Genomic DNA, 25,127 nt, shown 5'->3' on the forward strand with positions numbered 1-25,127 from the left:
GTTATGAAAACAATCCAGGCACATGAAGTAGAAACGCAGTATAGCGATTTAAATGTTATAGATGTCCGGGAAGCGGACGAAGTAGCCGAAGGAAAAATACCCGGAGCTATTCACATCCCTCTCGGGGTATTGGAATACCGGATGAATGAACTGAATAAAAAAGAAGCTTACGTTACCGTATGCCGTTCCGGAGGGAGAAGTTCCCAGGCCGCGCGTTTCCTTGAAAACCAGGGGTACGACGTCACCAATATGGAAGGCGGCATGATGAATTACGACGGTAAGACTGAATAAAAACAGGAGGTCATCATTATGAGTATTACAACTGATATGCAATTAGACGCTAAAGGGCTTGCGTGCCCTATGCCGATCGTCAAAACGAAAAAAACGATGAAAGATCTCGAGGCAGGTCAGGTGCTTGAAGTACAGGCTACAGATCAGGGATCTACAACCGACCTTAAAGCCTGGGCAAATAAGTCGGGACACCAGTACCTCGGCACCAACGAAACGGACGGTGTACTTTACCACTACGTCCGCAAAGCGGATGAGGAGAAACCGGAAAAAACCCATCCGAATACAGTAGGAAACGAAGAACTTGAAAATCGTAACGACGATGCAGTGGTTGTGGATGTGAGAGAATCAGCAGAATATGCTTTCGGCCACATCCCGGGAGCTGTCTCCATTCCTCTCGGGGAGCTTGACGAGCGTATGAACGAGATCGATTCCTCTAAAGAAATATATGTCGTGTGCCGTACAGGTAACCGCAGTGATATGGCGGCGCAGAAGCTCACGGAAAACGGCTATGACAAAGTATACAACGTAGTTCCGGGTATGAGTGAATGGTCAAAAGAGACGGAAAAATCCTGAAGATATAATACAGAAATAAACCACAGGGGGTTATGTAATTGTCACTACAACCAATGAAACCATCTGAACTGGCAAGGAAAGCAGTAAATAAAGAAGAATTGTTTATTCTGGACGTACGGAACGAAGATGCGTTCGAAGACTGGAAAGTAGAAGGGGTAAACTTCGAATATATGAACGTTCCCTACTTCGACCTGATCGACGGGGTTGAGGAAATCATGGACGATCTCCCAAAAGATAAGAACATCCTTGTCGTGTGTGCCAAAGAGGGGTCTTCGGTTATGGTAGGAGAAATGCTTGCTGATGAAGGTCTGGAAGTGTCCTATCTTGAAGGCGGTATGAAAGCATGGAGTGAACACCTGGCACCCGTGAAAATAAGCGACCTGGCGAATGGCGGTGAACTGTATCAGTTCGTTCGTCTCGGTAAAGGATGCCTTTCCTATATGGTTCTTTCAGGAGAAGAAGCTGCGGTGATCGATGCCAACCGCATGACTGATATTTATACGGATTTCGCCAAAGAAAAAGGAGTTACCATCAACCATACGATGGACACCCACCTGCACGCTGATCACATTTCCGGAGGTCGTGCTCTTGCCGAAGAGTCAGGCGGTACGTACTGGCTGCCTCCGAAAGACGCAGAAGGTGTAACGTTCGATTATAAACCTCTGGAAGACGGGAAGACCATCAGGGTAGGAGAAACAGACATTGATATCCAGGCGCTATATTCCCCGGGGCACACCATAGGCTCCACTTCTTTCGTCATCGACGGGCAGTATTTACTGACAGGGGATATCCTGTTCATTGCCTCTATCGGACGTCCGGATCTTGCCGGGAAAGCGGAAGACTGGGTACAGGATCTCCGTACCACCCTTTACGAAAGATACAGGGAACTCTCTGACAACCTCATCGTTCTTCCGGCCCACTACACGGCTACAGATGAATTGAACGACGATGGTTCTGTTCAGGAAAAACTCTCGGTTCTTTACAAAGAGAACCACGGGTTGAACATTGAAGATGAAGCCGAGTTCAGAAAGACTGTCACGGAAAATCTGCCACCGCAACCGAATGCCTATCAGGAAATCCGCGAAACGAATATGGGACAGGTTGCACCGGACAGTGAAAGAAAACGCGAAATGGAAATCGGTCCAAACCGCTGCGCCGTCCGTTAAAAGCGGACAGCAGCAGAAGCAAGAACAAACTTTCATTATATTATTCAAGGAGGATGTTTAACATGAACGTAACAAAAACACTCGATGCAACAGGACTGGCCTGCCCAATGCCGATCGTAAAAACGAAAAAAGCCATCAAGGATATCGAAACTGGAGAAATACTTGAGGTACATGCTACGGACCAGGGAGCCAAAAGCGACCTGAGTGCATGGACTAAATCCTCTGGCCACGAGCTTCTGGAAACGGACGAAAGCTCCGAAGTCCTCAAGTTCTGGATTAAAAAAGGGGAGTAACTCTCCTCTGCATCACCTGATTGGGAGGGGGCCTTTATTCAAAGGTCCCCTTCTCCATTTGTAAAGGAGGAAACTTATATGGAAATCGGTTTGATCATTACAATATTCCTGATCGGGTTCGCGGGCTCTTATATTTCCGGCATGCTCGGAATCGGCGGATCGATCATCAAATACCCTATGCTTTTATACATCCCTACCCTTGTAGGATTTACCGCTTTTACCGCTCACGAAGTCTCGGGTATCAGTGCCGTCCAGGTCTTCTTTGCCACTATCGGCGGTGTATGGGCCTACCGGAAAGGGAATTACCTGCACAAAGAGTTGATCCTCTACATGGGAGTTTCCGTACTGATTGGAAGTCTGATCGGAGGTTTCGGCTCCCGCCTTCTTCCGGAAGAAGGCATCAATTTCGTATACGGTATCCTTGCTCTCATTGCAGCCGTAATGATGTTCATTCCGAAAAAAGGTCTGGACGACCAGGATTTCAGTACAGTTACATTTAACAAACCGCTCGCCTCCGTACTCGCTCTTGTCGTCGGAATCGGTGCAGGTATTGTCGGAGCCGCAGGAGCTTTCCTGCTTGTGCCTATCATGCTTACCGTCATGAAGATACCGACAAAAATGACGATCGCTTCGTCGCTCGCGATCACTCTCATATCTTCCATCGGTTCCACTATCGGAAAAATTTCGACGGGTCAGGTGGACTATCTCGCTGCCGGTATTATGATTGTTGCCAGTCTTATTGCTGCTCCACTCGGAGCCAAAGCAGGCAAGAAGATGAACACCACTATCCTCCAGGGAATGCTTGCTGTTCTCATACTTGGCACGGCTATCAAAATATGGCTGGATATTTTCGGAATCTGACAGCTATACGAAAAACCCCCTGCAGCTGGCTGCTGCAGGGGGTTTAACGTTTATTCCGAAGACTGGCCGTTTTCTTCCACCAGTCGACTTTCGTCGAGATAGCGAAGCAAGTCTCCATAAATGACGGAATCCGACATGCTCAGTTCTTCCTGTGCTCTGTCAAAACCTTCTTCACATGCCTGTTCGGCCGTTACTTTCTCGCCGGTCTCCCGGTCGTAACAGACACCTTCAATGCCTACATATTCCTCGTTCGCGAAGTTGCCATCACGGTCTGCCACGAATTCTTTACGATTTTCATTCAACAGATCCGTACCGAACTGGATCGGATTATCTTCTTCCTCTTCCATTCCAAGGAGATTCATAATCGTCGGTCTCATATCAATCTGACCTCCTACTGTTTCCTTGTTCATGGCCGGAATGTCCTTCCCGTAGATCAGGAACGGAACGCGCTGAAGCTGGAATTGTTCGAATGGTCCTATATCTTTATCAAGATACTGACCCATTGCCTTCTGGTGGTTTTCGGAAATACCGAAGTGGTCTCCGTAAATCATCAGTACCGTATTGTCGTAAAGATCCGACTGCTTAAATTCTTCCACGAACTGTTTAAGTGCCTCATCCTGATAACGCATCGTCTGGAAGTAGTTGTTCAATGTTTTGCTGGAAGTGTCTCCCGCTTCAATATACTTAAGTTCTTCAGGAAGCGTAAACGGATAGTGGTTCGTAAGAGTAATCATTTTCGTATAGAATGGTTTGTCCATATCTTTCATCTTATCGAGCGAATCCTGGAAGAAATACTCATCAAGATAACCCCATCCGTGTGATTTCTCTTCCGTTACATTATAGTCTTCCTTCGAATAGTATTTGTCGTATCCAAGAGAGTCATACATCACATTACGGTTCCAGAACGTTTTATCGTTAGCGTGCATCGTCGACGTCGCGTATCCATTTTCACTTAAAATTTCCGGAGTCGCTTCATATTCGTTACCGGAATGAGTGAAGAACACCGCTCCCCTGTTCAACGGATAAAGAGAGTTATCGAGTAAAAACTCGGAGTCCGACGTACGTCCCTGTTTCACCTGATGGTAGAAGTTATTGAAGTAAATCCCCTCTTCTTTCATCTGGTTGAAGTAAGGAGTTATTTCCTGGCCGTTGACAGTATTATCAATAGCAAACGTCTGCGTACTCTCAAGAGAAATTAAAATGACGTTTTTCCCTTCGGCCACCCCTTCAAGCTTATCACTGTCTTCCACGTTCTGTTCGTTCAGATAGTTGATCACAGGAACCAGTTCGTTGCTGTCCGCGAAAGTCCGCTTCATTTCCGTACGCCCCTGCAGCGTTATATCATAAGCATGATAGTTCAGCAGGCCGATGTACTGCACAAGCATGTTCCTGTCAAAAGTACGTTCCAGAAGATCCGTACGCTCTGTTTCTGCCCACGCTAAATTAATCATAAATACAGGAATAGCTACTACTGCAAAAGCGAACCCTTCCCAGCGTTTCGGCATAAAAGAGACGAAACGATCTTTTCTTAGATAGAAAAGAAGGAACGCGGCGATTAATACATCTACAAAGAGGAAAATATCCCCGAAAGAAAGAATTTCCTGAATGCTTCCTCCCATGCCGGCAAGGTTGGCTACCTGCTCAATCATCGGTAGAGTGATAAAATCGTTATATTCTCTGTAAAACAGTACGTTAATGTACAAAAGCGCAGAACCGAGGATGTACGAAATCAGCATCCCTTTTCTTCCTGCAATAAGCAATCCGATCCCAAAGATAAGAAGAATACTGCTCAGCGGGTTAAAGGCGAGAATAAAAGCTTCATTCGTATTCTCCACCGGAAGATTGAACACGAACCGCTGGATCACATACATCTTCAGCCAGAACAGTGCAATCACTGCAGCATACGTGCCGAATTTCGTTTTGTTATTAATAAAAGCATTTTTAATTTTAGTAATCATTGTAAAACCTCCGTTAAGTTTCGCACAACATTATTTTACATCATTTCCTCCCTAAAGTGTATCGAAACATGCTATTTTAAGGAAATCGTCACAATTGAAGGCGCTTTAATATTGAATAAAAGGTTTACACGATAAGAGAAACAGGAAGAATCTCTATGAAAATGACTATAGGAGGAATTACAGTGAGTAACAGAAAAGAAGATTTTCTTGCTACGTTTCGTGCCCATCGTAAGGTGACGAACGATCTGATAGCTTTGATAGACGAGAAGAAACTGGATTTCGCGCCTACGGATACATCCATGCCGGTGGGTAAACTCGCAAACCACATTCTGGAGGCGACTTACACGTTCGCCCGTCTCGCTAACAATCAGTCTCCTGCCAAGCTTTTCGACGACGATGATAATACGGAACTTAAATCGAAAGCTTCCACTTACACACAGGAAACAGAAAAACTGATTGCTTCCATGAGCGAGGAAGATTTTGACAAGACTATTGATGTCAGCGATATGCTGGGAGAGAAACTTCCGGCCGAAAAGGTACTGGAAACCGGCATGCACCATGAAATTCATCACAAAGGGCAGTTATTCGTCTATGTAAGAGCAATGGGACACGATGATCTCCCATATTACGTTTCCTTATAAGCCATAAATGAAGGAACGTGAATAAAACAGGTAATAGATAACATTAAGAGACACAGCAGATCGAACTCTAACCTTCCGATCTGCTGTGTCTCTTCAATTTTATTGCGGTTCCCTTACTGATTTATTTACGACGACTTACAGAAACTGTGCAAAATGTGTCGTCTTACTCTTCCGCCAATTCCACTACTATGCCAAGTACTATCGTCAGCATGATAACCATCGATATCGTAAAAGCAAATGCAAAAGACATATTTTTTCTCCTTTCCTACCAGGTCCTGAAGCCGTCGGAACCAGGGGGTGCATGCTGAATCATATCTGCAACGGGAATAGTATAAGCTACAGCAATCAGAACAAGAGCTACACCTATCCACACTGTCCAGTTCTCAAGGATCCCCGGTGTCTCCCTCGCATCACTTTCTGCTATAGGAAATGTCTCCTGCGTGGCACTTTCAGCCATGGGAGCGAACCAGGCCAGCTGAACAACTATAAAAATGAGCAGGGAGGCTGAAAGAAAGAGGATGGACCCCCCTACCGCCATCGTCACGTGATTGGAAATGATTCCTTCAAACCAGGCAAGTGCATCCTCATGCTGATACCCCGTATAAGCTGTACGACGGGGAGCACCAAACAACCCGAGCACATGCTGAGCCGTACTCATCAAAACCATGCCGATCGACCAGGTAATGATCTGAATCAGCGCAAGACGCTGAAGAGCCTTTGTAAACACGCGTTTCGTCAGAAAAGGAATGAGCCAGAACGTTATTCCGAAAAATGTCATGGCTACAGGGGTACCGACCGTAATGTGGAAATGGCCGACCACCCAGAGAGTATTGTGAATCACTTCATTCATCTGAAAACTTGCGTTAATAATTCCTCCGGCTCCTCCGGGGATAAAAAACAGCATTGCAATAAAAATGGATGTGAATCTTACATCTTTCCACGGGAGTTTACGGAACCATCCGAATAACCCCTTCCCTCCGAGTTCACGCCCTCTCGTTTCAAATACTGCAAACATGGAGAAGGCCGTCATAAGAGAAGGCACTATTACCATGAACGTGAGTACCGTCTGCAGAAACTTCCAAAAGCTGGCGATTCCCGGTTCCGTCAACTGGTGGTGAAATCCTACCGGTATAGAAAACAGTATGAATAAGATAAACGATAGTCTGGCCAGAGAATCACTGAAGACTTTTCCACCAATGATTTTCGGCACAATGACATACCATCCGATGTAAGCCGGAAGAAGCCAGAAATAAACGAGCGGATGGCCAAAATACCAGAATAATGAGCGGCTCAACTCTACGTTAATACCTTCTTTCCAGCCGAACGCCCATGGGATAAACTGGAACAGGACAGTAGCGACTACTCCGAGACAGGCAATGATCCACAGGATAATGGTAGCGACTGTCATATAAGCAAAAAGCGGACTTTTTTCTCCCTTATTCGCTTTGCGCCACACTAAGTAGTGACCCGCTAAAGCAAAGCTTTGCACCCAGGTACCGACGACGAACAGCGCCAGTCCTACATAGAAAAAGCCATTAGCCATCATCGGGGCATAAAAAGTATAAAGAACAGAGGCCTCTCCGCTTACAATCATTACTGTAGCCATCACTGTACCCGTTGTGGTAATAATCAGACCGACCCAGTTCCAAAACACAACTTTCGGCCCGAAAGCCCCTAAGGTTCTGCTCATGCCGGACTGGAAAAAACCAAAGATAAAAAATGTAGTAAATATGAGAGCCAGAAGCACACCATGAGCCGTTAAAATCTGATAGTAATCCAGCCAGGCAGGTAACTGCAGGGCGTCGTTCCGTATGAATACCTGCATCAAACCACACAGGGTACCAATAATAAAAGCTGTATAGGCTATACCTAAATTCGTAAGGGCTAATTTTCTTTCCGGATTCGGAATGGATACTGCTGTCACTGGTCCACCACCTCAATTTCCATGCTCATAAAATGATGGCCTGAGCCACAATACTCGTTACACACAATCAAATATTTGCCCGGGTCACGGAACACGTGAGTCTTCTCATTCACCTGACCGGGTACTACCATCATATTTACATTGGTATCTACAATGGAAAAACTGTGAGTTACGTCTTTACTCGTCACTTTGAACGTCACTTTTTCTCCGGCAGGCACCTGAATTTCTCCAGGAGTGTACCCGAAAGCCTCAGCGACTACTGCTACCTCATAACTTCCGTCTTCCTTTTCATGCACACCGGGCTTATCAAAAGGAGGAGTAGATTCCAGGTTATCCGGATCCACTTTTTGAAGACCACCTGCCGGAGTGTGACCCTGATGAAACGCACTGACCCCCACAACCGAAAGGAAAATGATGAGTGCTGCAAAACCGAATGTAAGCCAAATTTTTTCATACTTATGTAAATGCATAAACACCCTCCTTTATAAACGACCGATATACAGGGTATATACCCCTATCCACATAGCAACGATAATGAATCCGACCACGAACACGCTAACCAGCGTTCCTTTCAGAGGCGGTTCTTTTTTCATGCCTGTCTTCCCCCTTTCTTTTCAATTATAAAAAGAAAGGGTTCGAATAGTTATCGGGGAATCCCCTCATCTTTATGAAGGTAATCCCCTATAAATTAAAAAAACCCGGAGGACAGGGTGTGAATAGTTGTTTCAGCAAAGTTCACCCCCTGCATCCAGGTATAAAAAGCGTTCTGATTCTGAAATTTTTACATATTTTTAGGGAACGTAGCTTTAACAGTCGTGCCCTCTCCCGGTCTGGAGTAAACAGTGAGTTCACCACCTGCCGATCGGGCCCTTTCCTGCATGCTGAAGGTCCCTACCCCTCTTTCTGTCCGGCGTTTATCGAAGCCTTCCCCCTCGTCGCGGATGACCAGGGAAATATAGTCCAGGTTTTCCTCAATTTCAACCTTCACTTCTTCTACTCCTGCATACTTACGTGCATTCGTCATAGACTCCTGCACAATACGGTAAATCGCGGTTTCCGTCTCCGGGTCCAGACGCGTTGTCAGTGTAGTTCTGAAATTCGCTTCCATTCCGTATGCTTCCCGGTGCCTGTTCACAAACGATCGTATCGCCGGAATCAGACCGAGCTCGTCGAGCGTTGAAGGCCTAAGTTCCCAGGAGATATCACGCACCTTTTGAATGATACTGCTCACTTCTTCTTCCATGCTGTCAACGAGAGGGGTTGTACCTTCCTGTTGTAACCGCTGCAGGCCGATGAGAAGACTGTACAGATTCTGGCCGATCCCGTCATGTAATTCCCGGGACAGGCGTCGCTTCTCTTCTTCCTGTACAGAAAGAATCCTCGTCGCCATTTCTTTCAGTTCCTGTTCGAACTGTTTTCTTGCCGTTATTTCATTCCTGATAGCCAAATACTGATACGGCTTTCCATCCTCTTTCAGAAAAGGTACAATAGTTGTTTCCACCCAGTAGAAGCCCCCGTCCTTCGTCCTGTTGCAAATTTCGCCGCGCCATACGTTACCGGTACCGATCGTCTTCCAGAGTTGTTTAAAAAACTCTTTCGAATGGGTACCTGAGTTTAAGACACGGTGATCTTTCCCAATCAGTTCTCCCGGTTCATATTTAGACACTTCACAAAACTTCCGGTTAACGTATTTAATGCGCCCGCGCTGGTCCGTCACTGCCACAATAGAAGATTCGTCAAGAGCGTATTTAATGTCAAGAAGCTCTTTTAGCGGCTGATAAAAATCCGGGGCAATGCGGCTCCGCTCCCGTATGTTGCTAAGCGTTACGATGTACATATCGTCTTTTTCGTATACGACCACCAGCACGGGAATCGTTTGCCCGTCGGCAAGCAGGAGATGTTTATCAAGCAGTACGTTCTTTTCACACTTTTCAAGCTCTTCCTGCGAAAAATCAAGAAACACATCTTCTATATCCGTAACCGAAGAACGAGCCATCTGCCAGGCCTGTTCGTTAGCAAATAACACTTCTCCTGTTTTATCAAATAAAAAAAGACCTTCCTGGATAGATGCGAACGATGTTATCGGACTTTTCATAACGGTTCTCCCCCTTTCAACTTCTCTGTTAACAGGTTTCGCCAAAGAGCCCACTGCTTCTCTCCGGGCAGGTCAACCGGTGTTCGATACCCGACCATCATTACGCTCGGAAGACTGGCGCCTGAAGCGAGAGGAACGAGGAAAAATGATTTCAGGGACTCCGAATATACGAGAGGGTCCTCGTGAGCTTCTGCATCTGAATAGTAGTACATAGGCGTGCCGGACTGCATCACTTTGCCGACGATACCCAGACCGTAAAGGATACGAACGTGCAGATGTTTATTAGTATTCATGCCGATTGTGTGACTCCATTGGATAGAGGCCTCTTTCTTCTTCCATTCTGCTATCGCCACAACGTCGGCCTGAAGGTTCTTTTTAATTTCCCGGAGTAGTACTTCCACACTCATCGCTCCTTATATCGAATAGCCAAACAGCCCTTTTTTCCACGCATACTCTACCAGCTCCGGTCTCGTCTTCAACTGGAGTTTTTCCATCACGTTCGCTTTGTGCGCTTCCACCGTTTTCACACTGATGATCAGTTTTTCCCCGGTTTCTTTATTGGAATAACCTTTAGCCACCAGAGCAAGAACTTCTTTTTCCCGATCCGAAAGTAAAGAAAAACGATCTCCTTCTTTCCCTTTTTCCACCTTCGTCATATACTCTTCCATCAGCCGTTTCGTTGCGGAAGGGTAGAGATAGGCATCCCCTTTTGAAACCTGATGTATCGCTTTGATCAGCTCATCGTGAGGAGCATTTTTCAATATGCATCCGGAAGCACCCAGCTGAATCGCCCTGAACAAATACTCCTCATCGTCGTGCATAGTCAGAACAAGGACGTTCGTTTCAGGAAATTTATTTTTAATCTCGGACGTTGCGGAAAGTCCATCCTTCCCATGAGGCATCGACAAGTCCATAAGTACAAGGTCCGGACGTTGTTCCTCTGTCATGGCGTAGGCTTCGTTACCTTCCGAGGCTTCACCTGCCACTTCCAGATTCTCCTGTGCCTCCAGCAGCATACGCAGCCCTGAACGCACTACAGCATGATCATCCACAATTAGTATTGAAATCATGAGGCCCCTCCTCTCTCTTCACTACCCAGGCGACAGTGCTCTCCTTTTCCTGAACGGAAACCTCGACGCCCGCAAAGACAGCGAATTTTTTTAAAAAATCTTCTTTCATGCTTCTATACAATTCTTTTTCATATAATAATAGCAAACTATTACCCTCAACAAAAACTCTTATTTCTTCCGTGCCGCCTTCGCTGACGACGATCTGTATCAGTTTCTGAAGAAAACGGAATATTATAGGATTGTCTTCATTCCATACATGACAAGCAGTTTCCTCGAATAATATACGGATACCATGCCGTTTCCCAAGTTGGTTTGCGTAAGTCCTCCACGCGCGGTACACCCCCAGCTTCCTGAGAGATACAGGGGAATAATACGAAGACCGCTCACGCATATCTTCAATGATATAGGATATAAGCAAAGCATCTTCTTCGTCCATTTTCCACTTGAGGCCAGTCAGCAATTGACTGTAACGCTCATGTAAATCAAAGGATGCTTCTTCGAGAAGCTGTTCGTAAAAATTATGAATGGATACATCAGGCATCTGCTTCCCCTCCTTCTTCTATTCTATATTTACGTGTAAGTTTCGGGAATCGGGGAAAACCCCTAAATATAGAATACAGAAACCCCTGTAACAGGTGGAAATCATTCAATTATTGAAGAAAGGGGATTGTCCATGTCTGTTGTACTGCAAAGAATTTATGAAGAAGACTCGAAACTCGGCGGCTACCGTGTACTCATTGACGGAATATGGCCGCGTGGAATCTCCAAAGAAGATGCCGGGCTGGATGAGTGGGCAAAAACATTGGCTCCCTCCTCTTCCCTGCGGAAATGGTTCAATCACGATAAGGAAAAATTTGAAGAGTTCCGCTCTTCTTATAAACAGGAACTTCAAAACGGAGATCATCAGGAAGATCTCCAACGACTGAAAGAAAAAAGTGACGGGGGAAGAGTTGTACTTTTATATGGCACAAAGGAAAAAGAATATAATCACGCTGTCGTGATGAAAGAAATCCTTGAAAGTAAAAAATGAAGGCTGCCGGAGATCCGGCAGCCTTCATTTTATTTATCTTTTCCATCAAGAAACTCTTTTATAGTGAAATCTTTTGTAGACGTAATATTCGCCTGCAGGGAACGCTTTATAATTCTTAACGCATTATCGTTATCTTCTTTGTATTCAGAAGCAGAAGCATTTTCCGGCACCCATAAATGATAGCCGCGCATATAGGCGTCGTTTGCGGTGAACAGCGTACAAATATCTCCGGCGATACCGCTGATAATGAGCTGCTCGATTCCAAGCTGCTGAAGCAGAATATCAAGCTGTGTCCCATAAAATCCGGAATGTTTGGGTTTCAGTATGAAGTACTCGTCTCTTGCCGGCTCCAGTTCTTCTATAACAGGGCGTCCGATCCCTTTTTTCACGTCTTTAATCAGGTCCTCCACGTGATCCTGCCACAGGCCGAAGTTATCATTGACATAGATGACCGGCACATCGTTGTCCTTAGCCTCCTGTTTCAACGTCTTCACATCCGGCACGATTTCTTTCGTATTTTGAAGAAGATTCTCTCCCCCATCGAAATCCATGCTGTTGATAAAATCGATCAATAATAAAGCTGTTTTATTGCTCATTTCGTTTACTCTCCTTTTGGAACCTCAGGCGGGACAGCAGGCATGTGACGCTTATGTTTACTTTTCTCGTGAAGCCCCTCGATAATTTGTTCGTCTTTCTCATCAATCGTTTCTCCGCGCAGATAAGCATCTATCGTTTCGTACGTAACTCCGAGTTCATCCTCATCCGTCTGACCTTCCCAGAGCTCAGCACTCGGCGGTCTTTCAATGACGGACTCAGGTACTTCAAGGTATCTTGCCATTTCCCTTACCTGCTGCTTGGTGAGATGAGAGAGAGGTTCAATATCCGCCGCACCGTCCCCGAATTTCGTAAAGTATCCGGTATACGTCTCGGGGGCGTTTCCGGTACCGATCACTAAATAGTTGTAGTTGGCAGCTACAGCGTACAATGTGCTCATTCTTAAACGGGCTTTAAGATTGGCACCGCCCAGCTGTTCATTGTCTTCCACCCACTCCCCGTGACTCTCGATGTTTCCTTTAATATCTTTGAAAAGTTTTTCGTACGACTCGGTCAGGTTTATACCGAGGTAAAAAAGATTCGCTTTCTTAACGGTTTCCACCGCTTCCTTCTGATCTTCCACTTCCTGTCCGACCGGCATAATCACTCCGAGGGAGTTGTCAGGAAAAGCCCGCTTAATGAGGTTCACGACTACAGCCGAATCAAGACCGCCGCTCACTCCCACTGCAGCACCTTTAGCGTTGGCGTCTTTGATTTTACTCTGCAGCCACTCTGTTAAATAATCCACGTACTCCTTCATTAAAAATTCCACCTTCCTCTGTAATATTCTGTTAGAAAGATACCCATTCCAGGGCAGATTGAAACAATCCCTTTTCACTTCCAGCCTTATCAGTAGGTCTCTATATAATAAAACAAAACCCTTCCCGTTAAAAATATCGGAAAGGGCTTATTTATGGGAAGTTCGGTTTAAGGTAACTGTTTCCGGTTCTTCTTCATATTTTTCGGGAGGGGGGTTTACCGGGAACCCGTCTCAAAAACCGGCTGCTGAAGAGGTTCCTGAGAAAGACGATTTCTATCCGCACGGTTCTTCATGCGGGTCATGAACTCATTACCGGCTGCCAGTACTACGAACGTCGAAAATACAGTGAACAAAATTATGAAAAGAGATGTAACCATCGTCTCTTCCTCCTTTACAAACATAATTATTTATCATATCCATGTATATAATATCAAATTACCCCCTGAAGTAAAGTTAAAAAGCTCCATTCTTAAAAAAACTTGTATTTTCTTATATATCCTGTCACATACTCGTGATATTTTCACGGGATAAAGTATTACCTGCATACATTTTCTGCATATAAAAAGACCGGGGGTACCCGGTCTTCTCATCCATGTTTCGACTGTCTGTGTCTGCTTGTGATAACGTTGATCTCCGCACCGACCATAAGAATGATGCCTGTAAGGAAGAACCAAAGCATCAGTATAATTATACCTCCGAGGCTTCCGTACGTAGCAGAGTAGTTTCCGAAGTTACTGATGTAAAAAGAGAAAAGAAGGGAAATGACCTGCCACAGTACTGCAGTAGTCAGCGCTCCCGGTATAATGCTCTTGAACGGAATTTTTTCATTGGGAGCGATGTGGTACAGGGCCATGAGTACTCCAGCCATGACAATAATAGAGACAGCCCATCTGAGTATCTGAAATAAAATAACGGTAGAGTCCGGGAGCCGGAGAAGATCTGTCACAAAAGTGATGATTACATCACCGAAGACAGGGAGCATAATCGCGACAACGATTGCTAAAATCATGCCGAGCGTAAGACCTATGGAAATCAACCTTACTTTAATGAAAGATCTCGTCTCTTCCACATTGTAGGCTATGTTCGCTGCTTTAATGAATGCGTTGACCCCATTCGATGCCGACCAGAGCGTACCGAGAATACCAATTGTGAGCAGGCCCCCACTCGGTTTATCCACCACACTCACGATATTCTCCCTAAGCATTTCCGCCGTGCCCCCCGGTACGTTACTTGAGATAAAGCCCATAATCCGCTCACTGTCTATGGAGAAGTAAGGTAATAAAGACAAAATAAGAATGAGCATAGGAAATATGGCCAGCAGATAATAATAAGCCTGGGAAGAGGCAAGTACGGGAACATCATCTTTCTGAAATTCTTCGACAAGCTCTTTGCCGAACTTTTTTATTTTATCGAACAATGGGAATGCCTCCTTCATAATAGTTTACTGTTTACTTGTTCCCCATTCCCCGTACCGTCGTTCGATTAACCAAATTTTTTAAGAAAAACTTCCCTTTAAATGAGTTTCAAAAGCGATTTTTAGTGGTATCATGGGAAGAGAAGTTGAAGGAGGTGGGACCATTGTCATTTGTTTCCATAAGTTTATTAATTATTGCACTATCTTTTGCGCTGATTGTGATTTTCCTGGTCAAAACCATGAAAGCAGCAACTGACATTCTAAACAATGTTTCCAGTACGCTGGATACGGTGGAGAAACAGGTGGAGGGTATGACTGCCCAAACCGAAGATCTCGTAAGAAAAACGAACGGTCTGGTAGACGATGTTCAGCACAAAAGTGAATCGATCGACCCGGTCTTCGAATCTCTACATAGCGTCAGTTCTTCTGTAGGGAACGTGAATGACTCGATAGAGAATCTGACCCGTCACGTATCACACGCATCTGACCGCAGTTCGGAACAGGTTGCCCAGGCGATGAAATGGGGAGATGCTATTCTCGAGTTGTACTCTAAGTATCGCCGCGTTCGTCCGAAACAAAACACGAAATAAGAAAGGGGTAAACTATGGATTATTTAGGAATTGGTGTATTAATTATAGGAATAGCTTTTGCGATCATAGCTATATTTTTAGTAAGAACTTTGAATAATCTGGCCAGCGTACTGAAAGGGGTGGACCGCACAGTCGATGAACTGCCTTCCCAGTTGGATACAGTAATGAATGAAACGACCGACATACTGAAAAACAGTAACAATGCCCTTGCAGATGTCAACGAGAAACTGCGTGCACTGAGTCCACTGTTTTATATAGTCGGCGATGTGGGAGAATCCTCCCGTAAGCTTACGTCGTCTCTTGTGGACGTCACGTATGCTCTGAAGAAGAATACTTCCGAAGGCGAAGAGAAAGTCGGAGAACAGGGATGGAACGGGCTCTACGGTGCGATGGCTCTTTCTTATTATCTCGTGCAGAAGAGAAAAGCATTGAAAGACAATCTTCCGGAGCAGACAAATGGCGCAGGACAATAACCTCGAAACAGGGCTCACCGGTCTCGGTTTTGCTCTTGGCGCCGTGGGCGGGTTCTTCCTTTACCGGGATACCCGCTTTCAAAAGCAGCAGTCGCACCGCCGCCTGAAAAAAGAACGGAAAAGTATAGAGCGGTATTCGAAAGGTTCAGACGTTCACCACTCCATCGAAGCCGATAAACTTCAGTTGAGACAGGAAGCCGCACGTGCTGCCCGTTACGAAAATAATCTGACACAGAAAGAGGGATAAATAATGGGACAAAATTATGAGGACAGCCAGAATAATAAAAGAAGAGGTAACAAACTTCCTTTCGCTATGGTTTCCGGAGCATTGGTAGGCGCAGTTGTAGTTCTCGCTTCAGATTCCGAAGAGCGTAAACGTGTCAAATCCGGATCTTCCAACGCGAAGAACAAAATCTCAGGCTACGCTAACCGCGTAAAAGAAGACCCACAGGGCGTCAAAGACGACTGGCTCGGCCGTATTCAGCGTGCTGCCTCCATCACGAAAGAAGCTGTGCAAAAGATTCAGGAGATCCTGGATGAACAGGGCAATCAGCTTAAAGAGAGTGCGCAGGACATCCAGAACGAATCCAAAGAAATGATAGAGACAGCCAAAGATGCAGGAGATGAGCTTCAATCTGTCGGGGAAAAAGCCAGCGAAGCAAAAGAAGAACTTTCAAGCAGCGAGAGTTCCGATAATACCAGCACTTCCGGCAGTACGGATGATAACGTAACTGACATCAACGATAAAAAACAATAATGGATGAAGGTACGACCAATGGACGGGTAGCAGGAATCAGAATTCTGATTCCTGCTACCCTTTTTTAGACTTATTCGTCAATCACCGGATCAGGTACAGTATTAGATCGGCCGTCTCCGGAAACTGAAGTTTTTTCCCTCTGTGAGAACAGGGAGAAACAAGCCGGCACCCGGGCGGAAGGCTTGACCCACTGCCTCCCGGTCGCTTATATTTTAATATCCAATCGTTATAAAGGGGGGACGGGAGTGCTTTTATACAAATATCTACTTATTTTCCTTGGTGCTGCTACTCCCTGGCTGGAAGTGCTTGTCGTAGTACCACTCGGCATTATATGGGGGCTCTCTCCCACACTCGTGATGGTCGTCGGCTTTATGGGAAATATGCTTACCGTTATACCGGTAATCCTTTTGTTTGATAAATTAAAGGCATGGTATGTACGACGACGGGAAGAGAAAGGTCGCTCTTCAAGCAGGAGTGTGCGGGCCGTACGCCTATTTCAAAAATACGGGGTGATCGGTTTCGCTCTCCTCGGTCCAATTCTTATCGGCACCCACATTGCAGCCTTTATCGGGATGGCTATGGGAGCTACTAAAAGGCGGATGCTCACCTGGATGGGGATTAGTATCGCTCTCTGGGTACTGATTGTCGGTCTCCTGACCGCGTTCGGATTCGACTTCTTTGTTCAGGATACTAAAGCAGCTCACTATTAATTTCAAGTACCTATTAAAGAGAGGCATGACTTCCTGGCGGATTCATGCCTCTTTTTGTCAGCAGATTCGATTGTGACTTCTTCAGTAGTCCCCGAACATGTACGTACGATGATGAAAAGTGACGGCAAAAGCGAAGCCCATAGCCATCAGAGTCGCCAGCAGAGAACTCCCGCCGTAACTGATGAATGGCAGAGGGATCCCTGTAATTGGCAAGAGCTGAATAGACATGCCGATATTCTGAAAAACGTGGAAAGTGATCATCACTATAATCCCGACAAGTACGTAAGAACTGAAGTTGGAATTCGCACGCTGGGCAATAAAGGTAAGTCTGTAAATAAGCAGAAAGAACAGAAGCAGCACGACACATGAGCCAAGAAAACCGTACTCCTCCCCTATAATACTGAAAATGAAATCCGTCTGACTCTCCGGCATATACACTTCCCGTTCCCCCGTGCCTTTTCCGTACAGCTGTCCTGAGCCGATGGCACGCATTGCTTTAACCAGCTGATAGCCGGAGGAGTCTTCATATTTAAGTGGTTGAAGCCAGGAATAGATACGTCCGAAATGATATTCCTTAACTCCAAGATACTTCTCCAGAAACTGCGGAGCCTGAAGAGCCAGCAAAATAATAGTAGTTCCAAGTACAGCGATGCCCGAGTAAATCGGTACAATCACTCTCCACCGTATTCCCGAAATAAGAATCATACCTGCCATTATTGCGATGAACACGAGAGAAGTCCCGAGATCGGGCTGCTGCATAATCAAAAGAAGAGGCAGCGCGGTGACACCGATGATTTTTAAAAGCAATACGACATCCGAAGTAAAAGCTTTTCCCTGAAAACGGACGTTGTGCCTGGATATAACGTTCGCAAGCATCATTATCGTGAAGATCTTCATGAATTCCGAAGGTTGTATAGACAGTCCCGGCAGGGCAAACCAGCTTTTCTGTCCCTTGATGACCGGCGCAATGGAAGAAGGTGCCAGAATAAGCGCAATAAGCAGAAGCAGGCCGAAAATGTATAAATAAACACTCGCTTTCTGGTAAAGTTCAGGATCGAAATTCATCATTACAGCGATGACGATAAAACCAAGCCCGTAGAACACCAGTTGTCTCGTGACGAAAGGATCGTTATACTGTTCACTCTGCTGGGCACTATATAAAGCGATACAACTGACAACTACAAATGCCAGAATTGAAAAAAACAGCTGCCAGTCAAATCGTTCTTCCCATCTCACACGCTAACTTCCTCTCTGAAACCGTATTTCTTTAATTAATATTATAACGTTAATCCAAAAGTTAGGAAAGCGGAACCTCGAAAACGTGTTTTCCTATCTCATAAAAAAAGTCACAGTGTCCGGCACTGTGACTTTTCATCATACTTATTTAAATTCTCTCGTCGCTTTAACGGCTTTCTTCCAGCCGTTGTAAAGCTCTTCTCTTTCTTCACTTTCCATATCAGGTTCAAAAGTTTCTTCCACGTTCCATTGTTTTCTTATATCATCCTTACTATCCCAGAAACCTACCGCAAGACCCGCGAGGTAAGCGGCACCCAGGGCTGTCGTTTCCTGAACGACCGGACGCTCCACCGGTGCATCGAGTATGTCACTTTGGAACTGCATAAGAAAGTCGTTCTTCACAGCCCCTCCATCCACACGAAGACTTTTCACATCGATGCCGGAATCCGTAACCATTGCGTTAAGGACATCCTTCGTCTGATAAGCAAGAGACTCCAGTGTGGCGCGGATGACGTGATCTTTCTTCGTGCCGCGTGTCAGGCCGAACATCGCCCCTCTGGCTTCACTGTCCCAGTAAGGAGTACCAAGTCCTACAAACGCCGGTACCATATAAACTCCTTCGGTCGAATCTACGTTTTTTGCATATTGTTCACTGGCTGGGCTGTCTTCGATGAGCTTCAGCCCGTCGCGGAGCCACTGGATAGCTGAACCGGCTACGAAGATACTTCCTTCCAGGGCATACTCGACTTTACCGTCCAGCCCCCAGGCGAGAGTAGTCAACAACCCGTTTTCCGACTGTACGCCTTTGTCACCGGTATTCATAAGCATGAAACAGCCGGTACCGTACGTGTTCTTCGCCATTCCTTCGTCGAAACAGGCCTGGCCGAACAGGGCAGCCTGCTGGTCTCCGGCCATACCGGCAATCGGCACCTCTTCCCCGAAGAAGTGATAATCAACCGTGTTCGCATAAACTTCGGAAGAGTCTTTCACTTCCGGCAGCATGCTTTTCGGAACACCCAGAATATCAAGAAGTTCCTCATCCCACTTCAGCTCGTGGATGTTGAACATGAGGGTACGGGATGCGTTGGAGTAATCAGTAACGTGGGCTTTCCCGCCTGAAAGCTTATGAACGAGCCATGTATCCATAGTTCCGAAGAGCAGCTCGCCGTTATCCGCTTTTTCTCTTGCACCTTCCACATTATCAAGAATCCATTTTACTTTCGTACCTGAGAAATAAGGGTCGAGCAGCAGCCCGGTCTTGTCACGGAACGTCTCATTGTACCCCTGTTCCCGGAGATCATTACAGATCTGCTGGGTCTGGCGCGACTGCCATACTACTGCCCGGTAGATAGGTTTACCGGTGTTCTTATCCCAGATGACTGTCGTCTCCCGCTGGTTGGTAATCCCTATTCCGGCAATCTTATTAGGTTCAATATCGGATTTTCTCAGAACCTCGGATATACAAGAAAGAACGGAAGTCCATATTTCATTAGCATCGTGCTCCACCCACCCGGGTTTCTGGAAGAACTGTTCGAATTCTTTCTGGCCGGTTTCGACAATCTCCCCCTTTTGATTAAAAAGAATGGCTCTTGAACTTGTAGTACCCTGATCCAGGGATAGAATATACTTCTCTGACATAATAATTCCCCTTTCTTATAATATATTGATTATAGAAAATAAGTTTGCAAAGCTCTAGCTGAGTTTCTCTTCCAGATTATCTACCTTTGTCGGTTTTTCTTTCAGTTCTGATCGTGCTGCAAGGATAAGAATCGCCAGAATGATGACGGAACTGATCCAGAAAGCTACGGAATATTCACTGAGGAAAATCGCTTTGTAAAAAATCGCTCCATAGATTCCTCCGAGCACCGGTCCGAGAATAGGGACCCAGGAATAGCTCCAATCCGAACCGCCTTTATTCGGAATAGGAAGTAAAGCATGGGCGATACGCGGCCCGAGGTCACGAGCCGGGTTGATTGCATACCCTGTCGTTCCTCCGAGACTCATTCCGATAGCTACGATCAGAAGACCGACAATCGCCGGGTTGAGTCCCTGGGTAAAGTCGTTAGCTCCAATGAACAGTAGCCCCATTACGAGTACAAAAGTACCAAGAATCTCACTGACCAGGTTTGAAAAAGGACTGCGGATTGCCGGATCCGTCGAGAAAACGGCAAGTTTTGCTCCTTTATCTTCCGTGGCACGCCAGTGGGGAAGGTAATTCAGGAAGACGATCACACCGCCGATGAATGCTCCGATGATCTGGGCAGATATGTACATCGGCACCTTGGCCCACGGAAATTCTCCTATTGCAGCAAAACCAAGCGTAACGGCCGGGTTGATGTGTCCCCCGGAGACGTTACCGGAAGCATATACTCCCATCGTAACACCAAGACCCCAGGCGATCGTAATCAGTACCCAGCCTGTCCCTTCGGCTTTCGAACCTTTCAATACCACCCCTGCTACAACACCGCCACCGAATATGATGAGAATCATCGTCCCGATTATTTCAGCTAAAAATTCAGTCATTGTCACCTCTCCTTTTCGTCTGTTTAACGGTCGGGGACAAAAAAAGATTCACATGAGTAAGCACACCACTCCCGATGCGCCTGCTCATGTGAATCTCCGAATCTCCACCACACGTTTTAACTTGTACATACACTATAGCGGATAGTGTAAGCGGTGTCAATAAGTTCCGGAATTTTGCACACGGGCCCTGCGCATCTGTATCATTTTTCCTCATTCCCCGGGATTGTAAACCCTTATTACCATACTATCTATAAATTTTCTGAATTTTAAAACACTCTGCTCCCTTTTCCGATCGTGGAAAGAAAACAGAGTGCTTATTCAGCACTCTCACAGAACAAAACCCTCACGAACAGGGATGGCTGCCTGCTTCAAAAAAAACGATCAATCTTCCTGAAAAGATTTATAGTACGCTTTCACTGTCTGTATTCCCCTTTTGAAATTGGACAGATGAAAGTGTTCATCGGGTGCGTGCATATTTTCGGACTGAAGGCCGAATCCCATCAGTACGGGCTCCGCTCCGAGTTCATTTCGGAACACCTCGACGATCGGTATGGAGCCTCCCTCTTTTGGATAGAGAGTTCTGTTTTTATAAAACTGTTCATAAGCCTTTCCGGCTTTTTGGATGTACTCATTACCGGCATCGACCGTCACTGCTTTCGCTTCTATCTGTTTATCAAGAGTAACCGAAGCGCCTGCAGGAGCTGTCGCTTCCACGTGCTCTCTGATTTTTTCGAACACATGAGAAGGGTCCTGTTCACCCGTCAGGCGGCAGCTTACTTTTGCCGTGGCCACTTTGGGTATTACGGTTTTCACACCCGCACCCTGATAACCGGAAGTAATTCCGTTGAATTCCAGTGTCGGACGGAGACCGATCTGCTCAAGCGGAGTGTACCCCTCTTCCCCGTACAACGAAGTGAGCCCGAGTTCTCCTTTCAAAGCTTCTTCATGGAAAGGAATGCGCGCCATCTCTTCCCGCAGTTCATCCGTTACTTCAGGCACCCCTTCATAAAACCCTTCGACATTCACTCTTCCGCTCTCATCATGGAAAGAGTCCAGCACTTTGACAAGATGATGCGCAGCGTTCGGTACCGCACCTCCATACGCTCCGGAATGGAGATCGGTAGCGGCAGTAGCAACTTCCATTTCAAAAGCCAAAGCGCCCCGGAGACCGGTTACAATCGCAGGAGTCTCTTCGTCTATCATCGGAGTATCGGAAATAAGCACGGCGTCACAGGCAAGCTTATCTTTATGCTCCTTAACGAAAGGGACGAGGCTGGGGCTGGCTATTTCCTCCTCGCCTTCTACACAGAGCTTGATATTGACAGGCAGTTCCCCGTCCTCTTCCATTAATGACGCAATCGCTTTAACGTGGATGAGTACCTGGCCTTTATCATCCGTGGCTCCACGGGCAAAGAGCTTACCGTCCCTGATTTCCGGGTGGAAAGGAGCGGACGTCCACAGTTCCACGGGATCAGCCGGCTGTACGTCATAATGGCCATACACGAGGAAAACAGGTTTGTCAGGCTGATGCAGCCAATCCGCATACACTACCGGATGACCATCCGTTTCCATAATCTCCACATTTTCCATCCCGCTGTTCCTGAGGTCGGAAGCGAGCCATTCTGCCCCTTTCCTCACCTCGGCTTCATAGGCTGCGTCCGTGGAAATGGAAGGAATACTCAAAAAGTCGATTAAATCATTGATATATGTTTCTTCTTTACTCAAAACAGATCCTCCTGACATAAATCATATTTTCCCTCCATTGAACGAGGGAGACGTGCTAAAAGTTTTCCAAAAATAATCGAATGACATCCGCTCCGCCGATGAATGTCCCAAGAGAACTTCCGATATTTGTCAGTGCAATGACGAGCAGCACGCGCGTCGCTTTGTTGTTCCAGAAACCTTTGACGGAAGTCACGTCGTCGGAAAGGGATTCGAAGTCCCCCACATTCGGCCGCTTAATGTAAGCCTGGACGAACCCTGCGAACCAGCCGGCCGCAATAAGCGGATTCAATGAGGTGACAGGAGCCGCTACGAAAGCAGTCAGAATAGCGAGAGGATGCGCAAAGGCCGCAGCCGCTCCGACAGCTGAAACGATGCCGTTCCAGAGGACCCAGCTGAGCGTCTGCTGCATACCGGCTTCCGCATTCATCGTAAAGGTATAGGCGATGAGCGCTATAATGAAAACAGGGATGGCCCAGCCGATGATTTTCGGCCATGGAGATTTTTTCGGACGTTCTCTCAACGCTTCGAGGTCGTGCTCCCTGTGCACTTCCTTCGTAATCCCGGGAACGTGGGCAGCTCCAAGAACGGCTACCACTTTCTTTCCGGGAGCCGTACGGATCTTCTCGGCGAGATACTGATCCCTTTCGTCGATAAGCGGCTGCTTCAGTCTCGGAAAGTTATCGCTGAAGTCTTCAAGCATCGCATCCAGCATATCCTGCTCCTTCATCTTTTCCAGATCTTCCTCCGATATCGATTCTTTGGAGAAAATACCTGCAAACAGGGAAAGCATGAGTTTCGCTTTCCCTTTGAAACCAAGGTTCCCCCATATACGGGCAAACGTCAGCTGAATGTTCCGGTCGGCAAGGACGAGTTCGGCACCCGATGCTTCGGCTGATTCAATCCCCTGGATCATTTCCTGACCTGCTTTAATCCCGAACTGTTCCGCCATTCGTTTCTGGAAAGACGAAATCGCCAGGTTCATGAGCAGCAGCGTCGCTTTCTTCTCCTTAATGATCTGGAAAATGTCCATATTTCTCCACTGGTTTCCCTCGACGACGGAATGATACCGCTGTTCGTCAAGCTCCACACAGACGCTGTCCGGTTCTTCCTGCTCCACTACTTCCTTCACCTGCAGAGCACTCGCCCTGGAGACGTGAGCGGTACCGATGAGCACTATTTCTTTATCCTCAATCTGAATCCGTGTTATATAATCCTCATGTTCTTTCATAATTGAACCTACCTTTTTAACAAGCTACTTATCATTTTATACTAAATGAGTAACTCTGAATACATATAAACATCCGTGACATTTATCACGAATAAATACTGACATTTGTGCCTTATACCTGCTCCTAATTTAAGTTACGATATAGAAACAACGGAACACGGGAGGCTCAACTATGGAAAAAGAAAAACAGAAACAGCTTAAAAAAGACGTTTCGGAATTCGCAAAGCCCGATACTAAAGCCGGAATAATCCAGCTGCTCAATACTATGGTACCTTTTGTCACACTTTGGATCCTGGCCTATCTCTCCCTGGAGATATCTGCATGGCTTGCCGTACCGGTAGCCATCCTTGCCGGGGCTTTCGTCGTAAGGATTTTCATCATCTTTCACGACTGTACGCACTCTTCTTTTCTGCCAAGCCAGAAAGCCAATCGTACCATCGGCATTATCAGCGGTATTTTGACTCTTTTCCCTTTCGATAAATGGAAACGGAGCCACTCTATCCACCATGCGACAAGCGGGAACCTGGATAAGCGCGGTACCGGTGATATATGGGTGATGACGGTGGAAGAATATCTTCAGGCTTCAAAACGCGAACGTTTCATTTACCGTATGTACCGGAATCCTATCGTCATGTTCGGATTCGGTCCCATTTATCTTTTCCTTATCTCCAACCGTTTCAACCGTAAAGGTGCGAAGAAAAAGGAACGCGTGAATACCTACGTAACTAATATATCTGCCGTACTCATTTACGGAACGATCATTGCAACACTCGGATGGGAAGCTTTCCTTCTCGTGCAGCTGCCGATCCTTTACGTGTCCGGCATGCTCGGAATATGGCTTTTTTACGTTCAGCATCAGTTCGAAGATTCTTACTTCGAGGACGAATCGGAGTGGGATTTCGTTAAAGCGGCTGTCGACGGAAGTTCCTACTACCGTCTCCCGAAAGTCTTCCAGTGGATTTCCGGAAATATCGGCTTCCACCACGTGCACCATCTGAGTCCAAGAGTACCCAACTATAAACTTGAGGAAGCTCACGAATCTACGCCTCCTCTCCAGTACGCGACGACTATTACGTTGCTTACCAGTCTGGAATCGGTCCGGTTCCGGCTTTATGATACCGCCAACAAAACTTTCGTTTCTTTCAAGGAAGTGAAGCCCCTGTTAAAAAGCAATGCAGGGACTTCCGGTTAAAAACCGTTATTCATCATAAAAGT

Annotated in this window: 30 protein-coding genes; 13 read left to right on the forward strand and 17 right to left on the reverse strand. The window is 46.3% G+C overall.

Annotated elements, in window-relative coordinates; all coding sequences use genetic code 11:
- The first annotated feature begins 3 nt into the window (after positions 1-3).
- The 5 genes from BLU03_RS07280 to BLU03_RS07300 all read left to right on the forward strand — a co-directional run bounded on the left by BLU03_RS07280 (position 4) and on the right by BLU03_RS07300 (position 3,184).
- On the forward strand, positions 4-291 hold the full coding sequence (locus BLU03_RS07280) for a rhodanese-like domain-containing protein (RefSeq protein WP_076571463.1): 288 nt from the start codon (positions 4-6) through the stop codon (positions 289-291).
- Positions 292-309: 18 nt separating this feature from the next.
- Positions 310-864 carry a sulfurtransferase TusA family protein gene (locus BLU03_RS07285; RefSeq protein ID WP_008589209.1) on the forward strand — a complete coding sequence of 185 codons (555 nt, stop codon included), beginning with the start codon at positions 310-312 and terminating at the stop codon, positions 862-864.
- 53 nt (positions 865-917) lie between these two features.
- Positions 918-2,030 (forward strand): MBL fold metallo-hydrolase, encoded by a 1,113-nt coding sequence (locus tag BLU03_RS07290; protein WP_407690270.1) that lies wholly within the window; start codon positions 918-920, stop codon positions 2,028-2,030.
- Between the two features lie 62 nt (positions 2,031-2,092).
- Positions 2,093-2,323 (forward strand): sulfurtransferase TusA family protein, encoded by a 231-nt coding sequence (locus tag BLU03_RS07295; protein WP_093106776.1) that lies wholly within the window; start codon positions 2,093-2,095, stop codon positions 2,321-2,323.
- A 78-nt stretch (positions 2,324-2,401) separates the two neighbouring features.
- Positions 2,402-3,184 (forward strand): sulfite exporter TauE/SafE family protein, encoded by a 783-nt coding sequence (locus tag BLU03_RS07300; protein WP_008589203.1) that lies wholly within the window; start codon positions 2,402-2,404, stop codon positions 3,182-3,184.
- Between the two features lie 50 nt (positions 3,185-3,234).
- Here the strand turns inward: BLU03_RS07300 and BLU03_RS07305 are convergent, their stop codons facing one another.
- Positions 3,235-5,142, reverse strand: a complete 1,908-nt coding sequence (locus BLU03_RS07305) for an LTA synthase family protein (RefSeq protein ID WP_093106779.1) — start codon at positions 5,140-5,142, stop codon at positions 3,235-3,237.
- A 182-nt stretch (positions 5,143-5,324) separates the two neighbouring features.
- On the opposite strand from BLU03_RS07305, the gene BLU03_RS07310 reads away from it, so the two are divergent.
- On the forward strand, positions 5,325-5,783 hold the full coding sequence (locus BLU03_RS07310) for a DinB family protein (RefSeq protein ID WP_245698755.1): 459 nt from the start codon (positions 5,325-5,327) through the stop codon (positions 5,781-5,783).
- Between the two features lie 265 nt (positions 5,784-6,048).
- Here the strand turns inward: BLU03_RS07310 and BLU03_RS07315 are convergent, their stop codons facing one another.
- From BLU03_RS07315 to BLU03_RS07345, 7 genes are all read right to left on the reverse strand, one after another.
- On the reverse strand, positions 6,049-7,707 hold the full coding sequence (locus BLU03_RS07315) for a b(o/a)3-type cytochrome-c oxidase subunit 1 (protein WP_176765434.1): 1,659 nt from the start codon (positions 7,705-7,707) through the stop codon (positions 6,049-6,051).
- A complete protein-coding gene (locus BLU03_RS07320; RefSeq protein ID WP_008589195.1) occupies positions 7,704-8,177 on the reverse strand; it encodes a cytochrome c oxidase subunit II in 474 nt (157 codons plus the stop codon). The genes BLU03_RS07315 and BLU03_RS07320 overlap by 4 nt, the downstream gene beginning before the upstream one ends.
- A gap of 12 nt (positions 8,178-8,189) precedes the next feature.
- Positions 8,190-8,300: a cytochrome C oxidase subunit II gene (locus BLU03_RS07325; protein ID WP_076572038.1), complete on the reverse strand. Its 111-nt coding sequence runs from the start codon at positions 8,298-8,300 to the stop codon at positions 8,190-8,192.
- 188 nt (positions 8,301-8,488) lie between these two features.
- Positions 8,489-9,802: a PAS domain-containing sensor histidine kinase gene (locus tag BLU03_RS07330; protein WP_076572040.1), complete on the reverse strand. Its 1,314-nt coding sequence runs from the start codon at positions 9,800-9,802 to the stop codon at positions 8,489-8,491.
- Positions 9,799-10,203 carry a GAF domain-containing protein gene (locus BLU03_RS07335; RefSeq protein WP_008589188.1) on the reverse strand — a complete coding sequence of 135 codons (405 nt, stop codon included), beginning with the start codon at positions 10,201-10,203 and terminating at the stop codon, positions 9,799-9,801. The genes BLU03_RS07330 and BLU03_RS07335 overlap by 4 nt, the downstream gene beginning before the upstream one ends.
- 12 nt (positions 10,204-10,215) lie before the next feature.
- Positions 10,216-10,872 (reverse strand): response regulator, encoded by a 657-nt coding sequence (locus BLU03_RS07340; RefSeq protein WP_008589186.1) that lies wholly within the window; start codon positions 10,870-10,872, stop codon positions 10,216-10,218.
- Positions 10,847-11,413, reverse strand: a complete 567-nt coding sequence (locus tag BLU03_RS07345; protein WP_008589185.1) for a hypothetical protein — start codon at positions 11,411-11,413, stop codon at positions 10,847-10,849. The genes BLU03_RS07340 and BLU03_RS07345 overlap by 26 nt, the downstream gene beginning before the upstream one ends.
- 132 nt (positions 11,414-11,545) lie before the next feature.
- Between BLU03_RS07345 and BLU03_RS07350 the strand changes: the two genes are divergently transcribed.
- The gene (locus tag BLU03_RS07350) at positions 11,546-11,902 is read left to right on the forward strand and encodes a DUF488 domain-containing protein (RefSeq protein ID WP_093106784.1); all 357 of its coding nucleotides are present in this window, start codon (positions 11,546-11,548) and stop codon (positions 11,900-11,902) included.
- 29 nt (positions 11,903-11,931) lie between these two features.
- On the opposite strand, the gene BLU03_RS07355 is transcribed toward BLU03_RS07350, so the two are convergent.
- From BLU03_RS07355 to BLU03_RS07365, 4 genes are all read right to left on the reverse strand, one after another.
- Positions 11,932-12,498 carry a cysteine hydrolase family protein gene (locus tag BLU03_RS07355; RefSeq protein ID WP_093106787.1) on the reverse strand — a complete coding sequence of 189 codons (567 nt, stop codon included), beginning with the start codon at positions 12,496-12,498 and terminating at the stop codon, positions 11,932-11,934.
- A 5-nt stretch (positions 12,499-12,503) separates the two neighbouring features.
- On the reverse strand, positions 12,504-13,256 hold the full coding sequence (gene nadE, locus BLU03_RS07360; protein ID WP_076572045.1) for an NAD(+) synthase: 753 nt from the start codon (positions 13,254-13,256) through the stop codon (positions 12,504-12,506).
- A gap of 215 nt (positions 13,257-13,471) precedes the next feature.
- On the reverse strand, positions 13,472-13,633 hold the full coding sequence (locus BLU03_RS13665; protein WP_156330860.1) for a hypothetical protein: 162 nt from the start codon (positions 13,631-13,633) through the stop codon (positions 13,472-13,474).
- Between the two features lie 209 nt (positions 13,634-13,842).
- Positions 13,843-14,673, reverse strand: coding sequence for a YihY/virulence factor BrkB family protein (locus tag BLU03_RS07365; RefSeq protein WP_093106789.1), 831 nt, complete (start codon positions 14,671-14,673; stop codon positions 13,843-13,845).
- A 152-nt stretch (positions 14,674-14,825) separates the two neighbouring features.
- On the opposite strand from BLU03_RS07365, the gene BLU03_RS07370 reads away from it, so the two are divergent.
- The 5 genes from BLU03_RS07370 to BLU03_RS07390 all read left to right on the forward strand — a co-directional run bounded on the left by BLU03_RS07370 (position 14,826) and on the right by BLU03_RS07390 (position 17,200).
- Positions 14,826-15,260, forward strand: a complete 435-nt coding sequence (locus BLU03_RS07370; RefSeq protein ID WP_234972623.1) for a DUF948 domain-containing protein — start codon at positions 14,826-14,828, stop codon at positions 15,258-15,260.
- A gap of 14 nt (positions 15,261-15,274) precedes the next feature.
- Positions 15,275-15,733 (forward strand): DUF948 domain-containing protein, encoded by a 459-nt coding sequence (locus BLU03_RS07375; RefSeq protein ID WP_008589172.1) that lies wholly within the window; start codon positions 15,275-15,277, stop codon positions 15,731-15,733.
- Entirely contained in the window at positions 15,717-15,980 is a 264-nt protein-coding gene (locus tag BLU03_RS07380) for a hypothetical protein (RefSeq protein ID WP_008589169.1), read from the forward strand. The genes BLU03_RS07375 and BLU03_RS07380 overlap by 17 nt, the downstream gene beginning before the upstream one ends.
- A 3-nt stretch (positions 15,981-15,983) precedes the next feature.
- Complete coding sequence (locus tag BLU03_RS07385) at positions 15,984-16,490, forward strand: hypothetical protein (RefSeq protein ID WP_076572050.1); 507 nt, start codon at positions 15,984-15,986, stop codon at positions 16,488-16,490.
- 245 nt (positions 16,491-16,735) lie between these two features.
- Complete coding sequence (locus tag BLU03_RS07390; RefSeq protein WP_093106792.1) at positions 16,736-17,200, forward strand: small multi-drug export protein; 465 nt, start codon at positions 16,736-16,738, stop codon at positions 17,198-17,200.
- 81 nt (positions 17,201-17,281) lie between these two features.
- Here the strand turns inward: BLU03_RS07390 and BLU03_RS07395 are convergent, their stop codons facing one another.
- From BLU03_RS07395 to BLU03_RS07415, 5 genes are all read right to left on the reverse strand, one after another.
- Positions 17,282-18,436 (reverse strand): FtsW/RodA/SpoVE family cell cycle protein, encoded by a 1,155-nt coding sequence (locus BLU03_RS07395; protein WP_093106795.1) that lies wholly within the window; start codon positions 18,434-18,436, stop codon positions 17,282-17,284.
- A gap of 144 nt (positions 18,437-18,580) precedes the next feature.
- A complete protein-coding gene (glpK, locus tag BLU03_RS07400; RefSeq protein WP_093106797.1) occupies positions 18,581-20,074 on the reverse strand; it encodes a glycerol kinase GlpK in 1,494 nt (497 codons plus the stop codon).
- Between the two features lie 54 nt (positions 20,075-20,128).
- Positions 20,129-20,959 carry an MIP/aquaporin family protein gene (locus tag BLU03_RS07405; protein WP_093106800.1) on the reverse strand — a complete coding sequence of 277 codons (831 nt, stop codon included), beginning with the start codon at positions 20,957-20,959 and terminating at the stop codon, positions 20,129-20,131.
- 381 nt (positions 20,960-21,340) lie between these two features.
- On the reverse strand, positions 21,341-22,684 hold the full coding sequence (locus tag BLU03_RS07410) for a dipeptidase (protein WP_245698756.1): 1,344 nt from the start codon (positions 22,682-22,684) through the stop codon (positions 21,341-21,343).
- Positions 22,685-22,739: 55 nt separating this feature from the next.
- On the reverse strand, positions 22,740-23,912 hold the full coding sequence (locus tag BLU03_RS07415) for a TraB/GumN family protein (RefSeq protein ID WP_093106805.1): 1,173 nt from the start codon (positions 23,910-23,912) through the stop codon (positions 22,740-22,742).
- Between the two features lie 172 nt (positions 23,913-24,084).
- Between BLU03_RS07415 and BLU03_RS07420 the strand changes: the two genes are divergently transcribed.
- On the forward strand, positions 24,085-25,104 hold the full coding sequence (locus BLU03_RS07420; RefSeq protein WP_008589154.1) for a fatty acid desaturase: 1,020 nt from the start codon (positions 24,085-24,087) through the stop codon (positions 25,102-25,104).
- Positions 25,105-25,127 lie beyond the last annotated feature (23 nt).

It is taken from the genome of Salimicrobium album (assembly GCF_900107115.1).
In the GTDB taxonomy this organism is placed as follows: domain Bacteria; phylum Bacillota; class Bacilli; order Bacillales; family Halobacillaceae; genus Salimicrobium; species Salimicrobium album.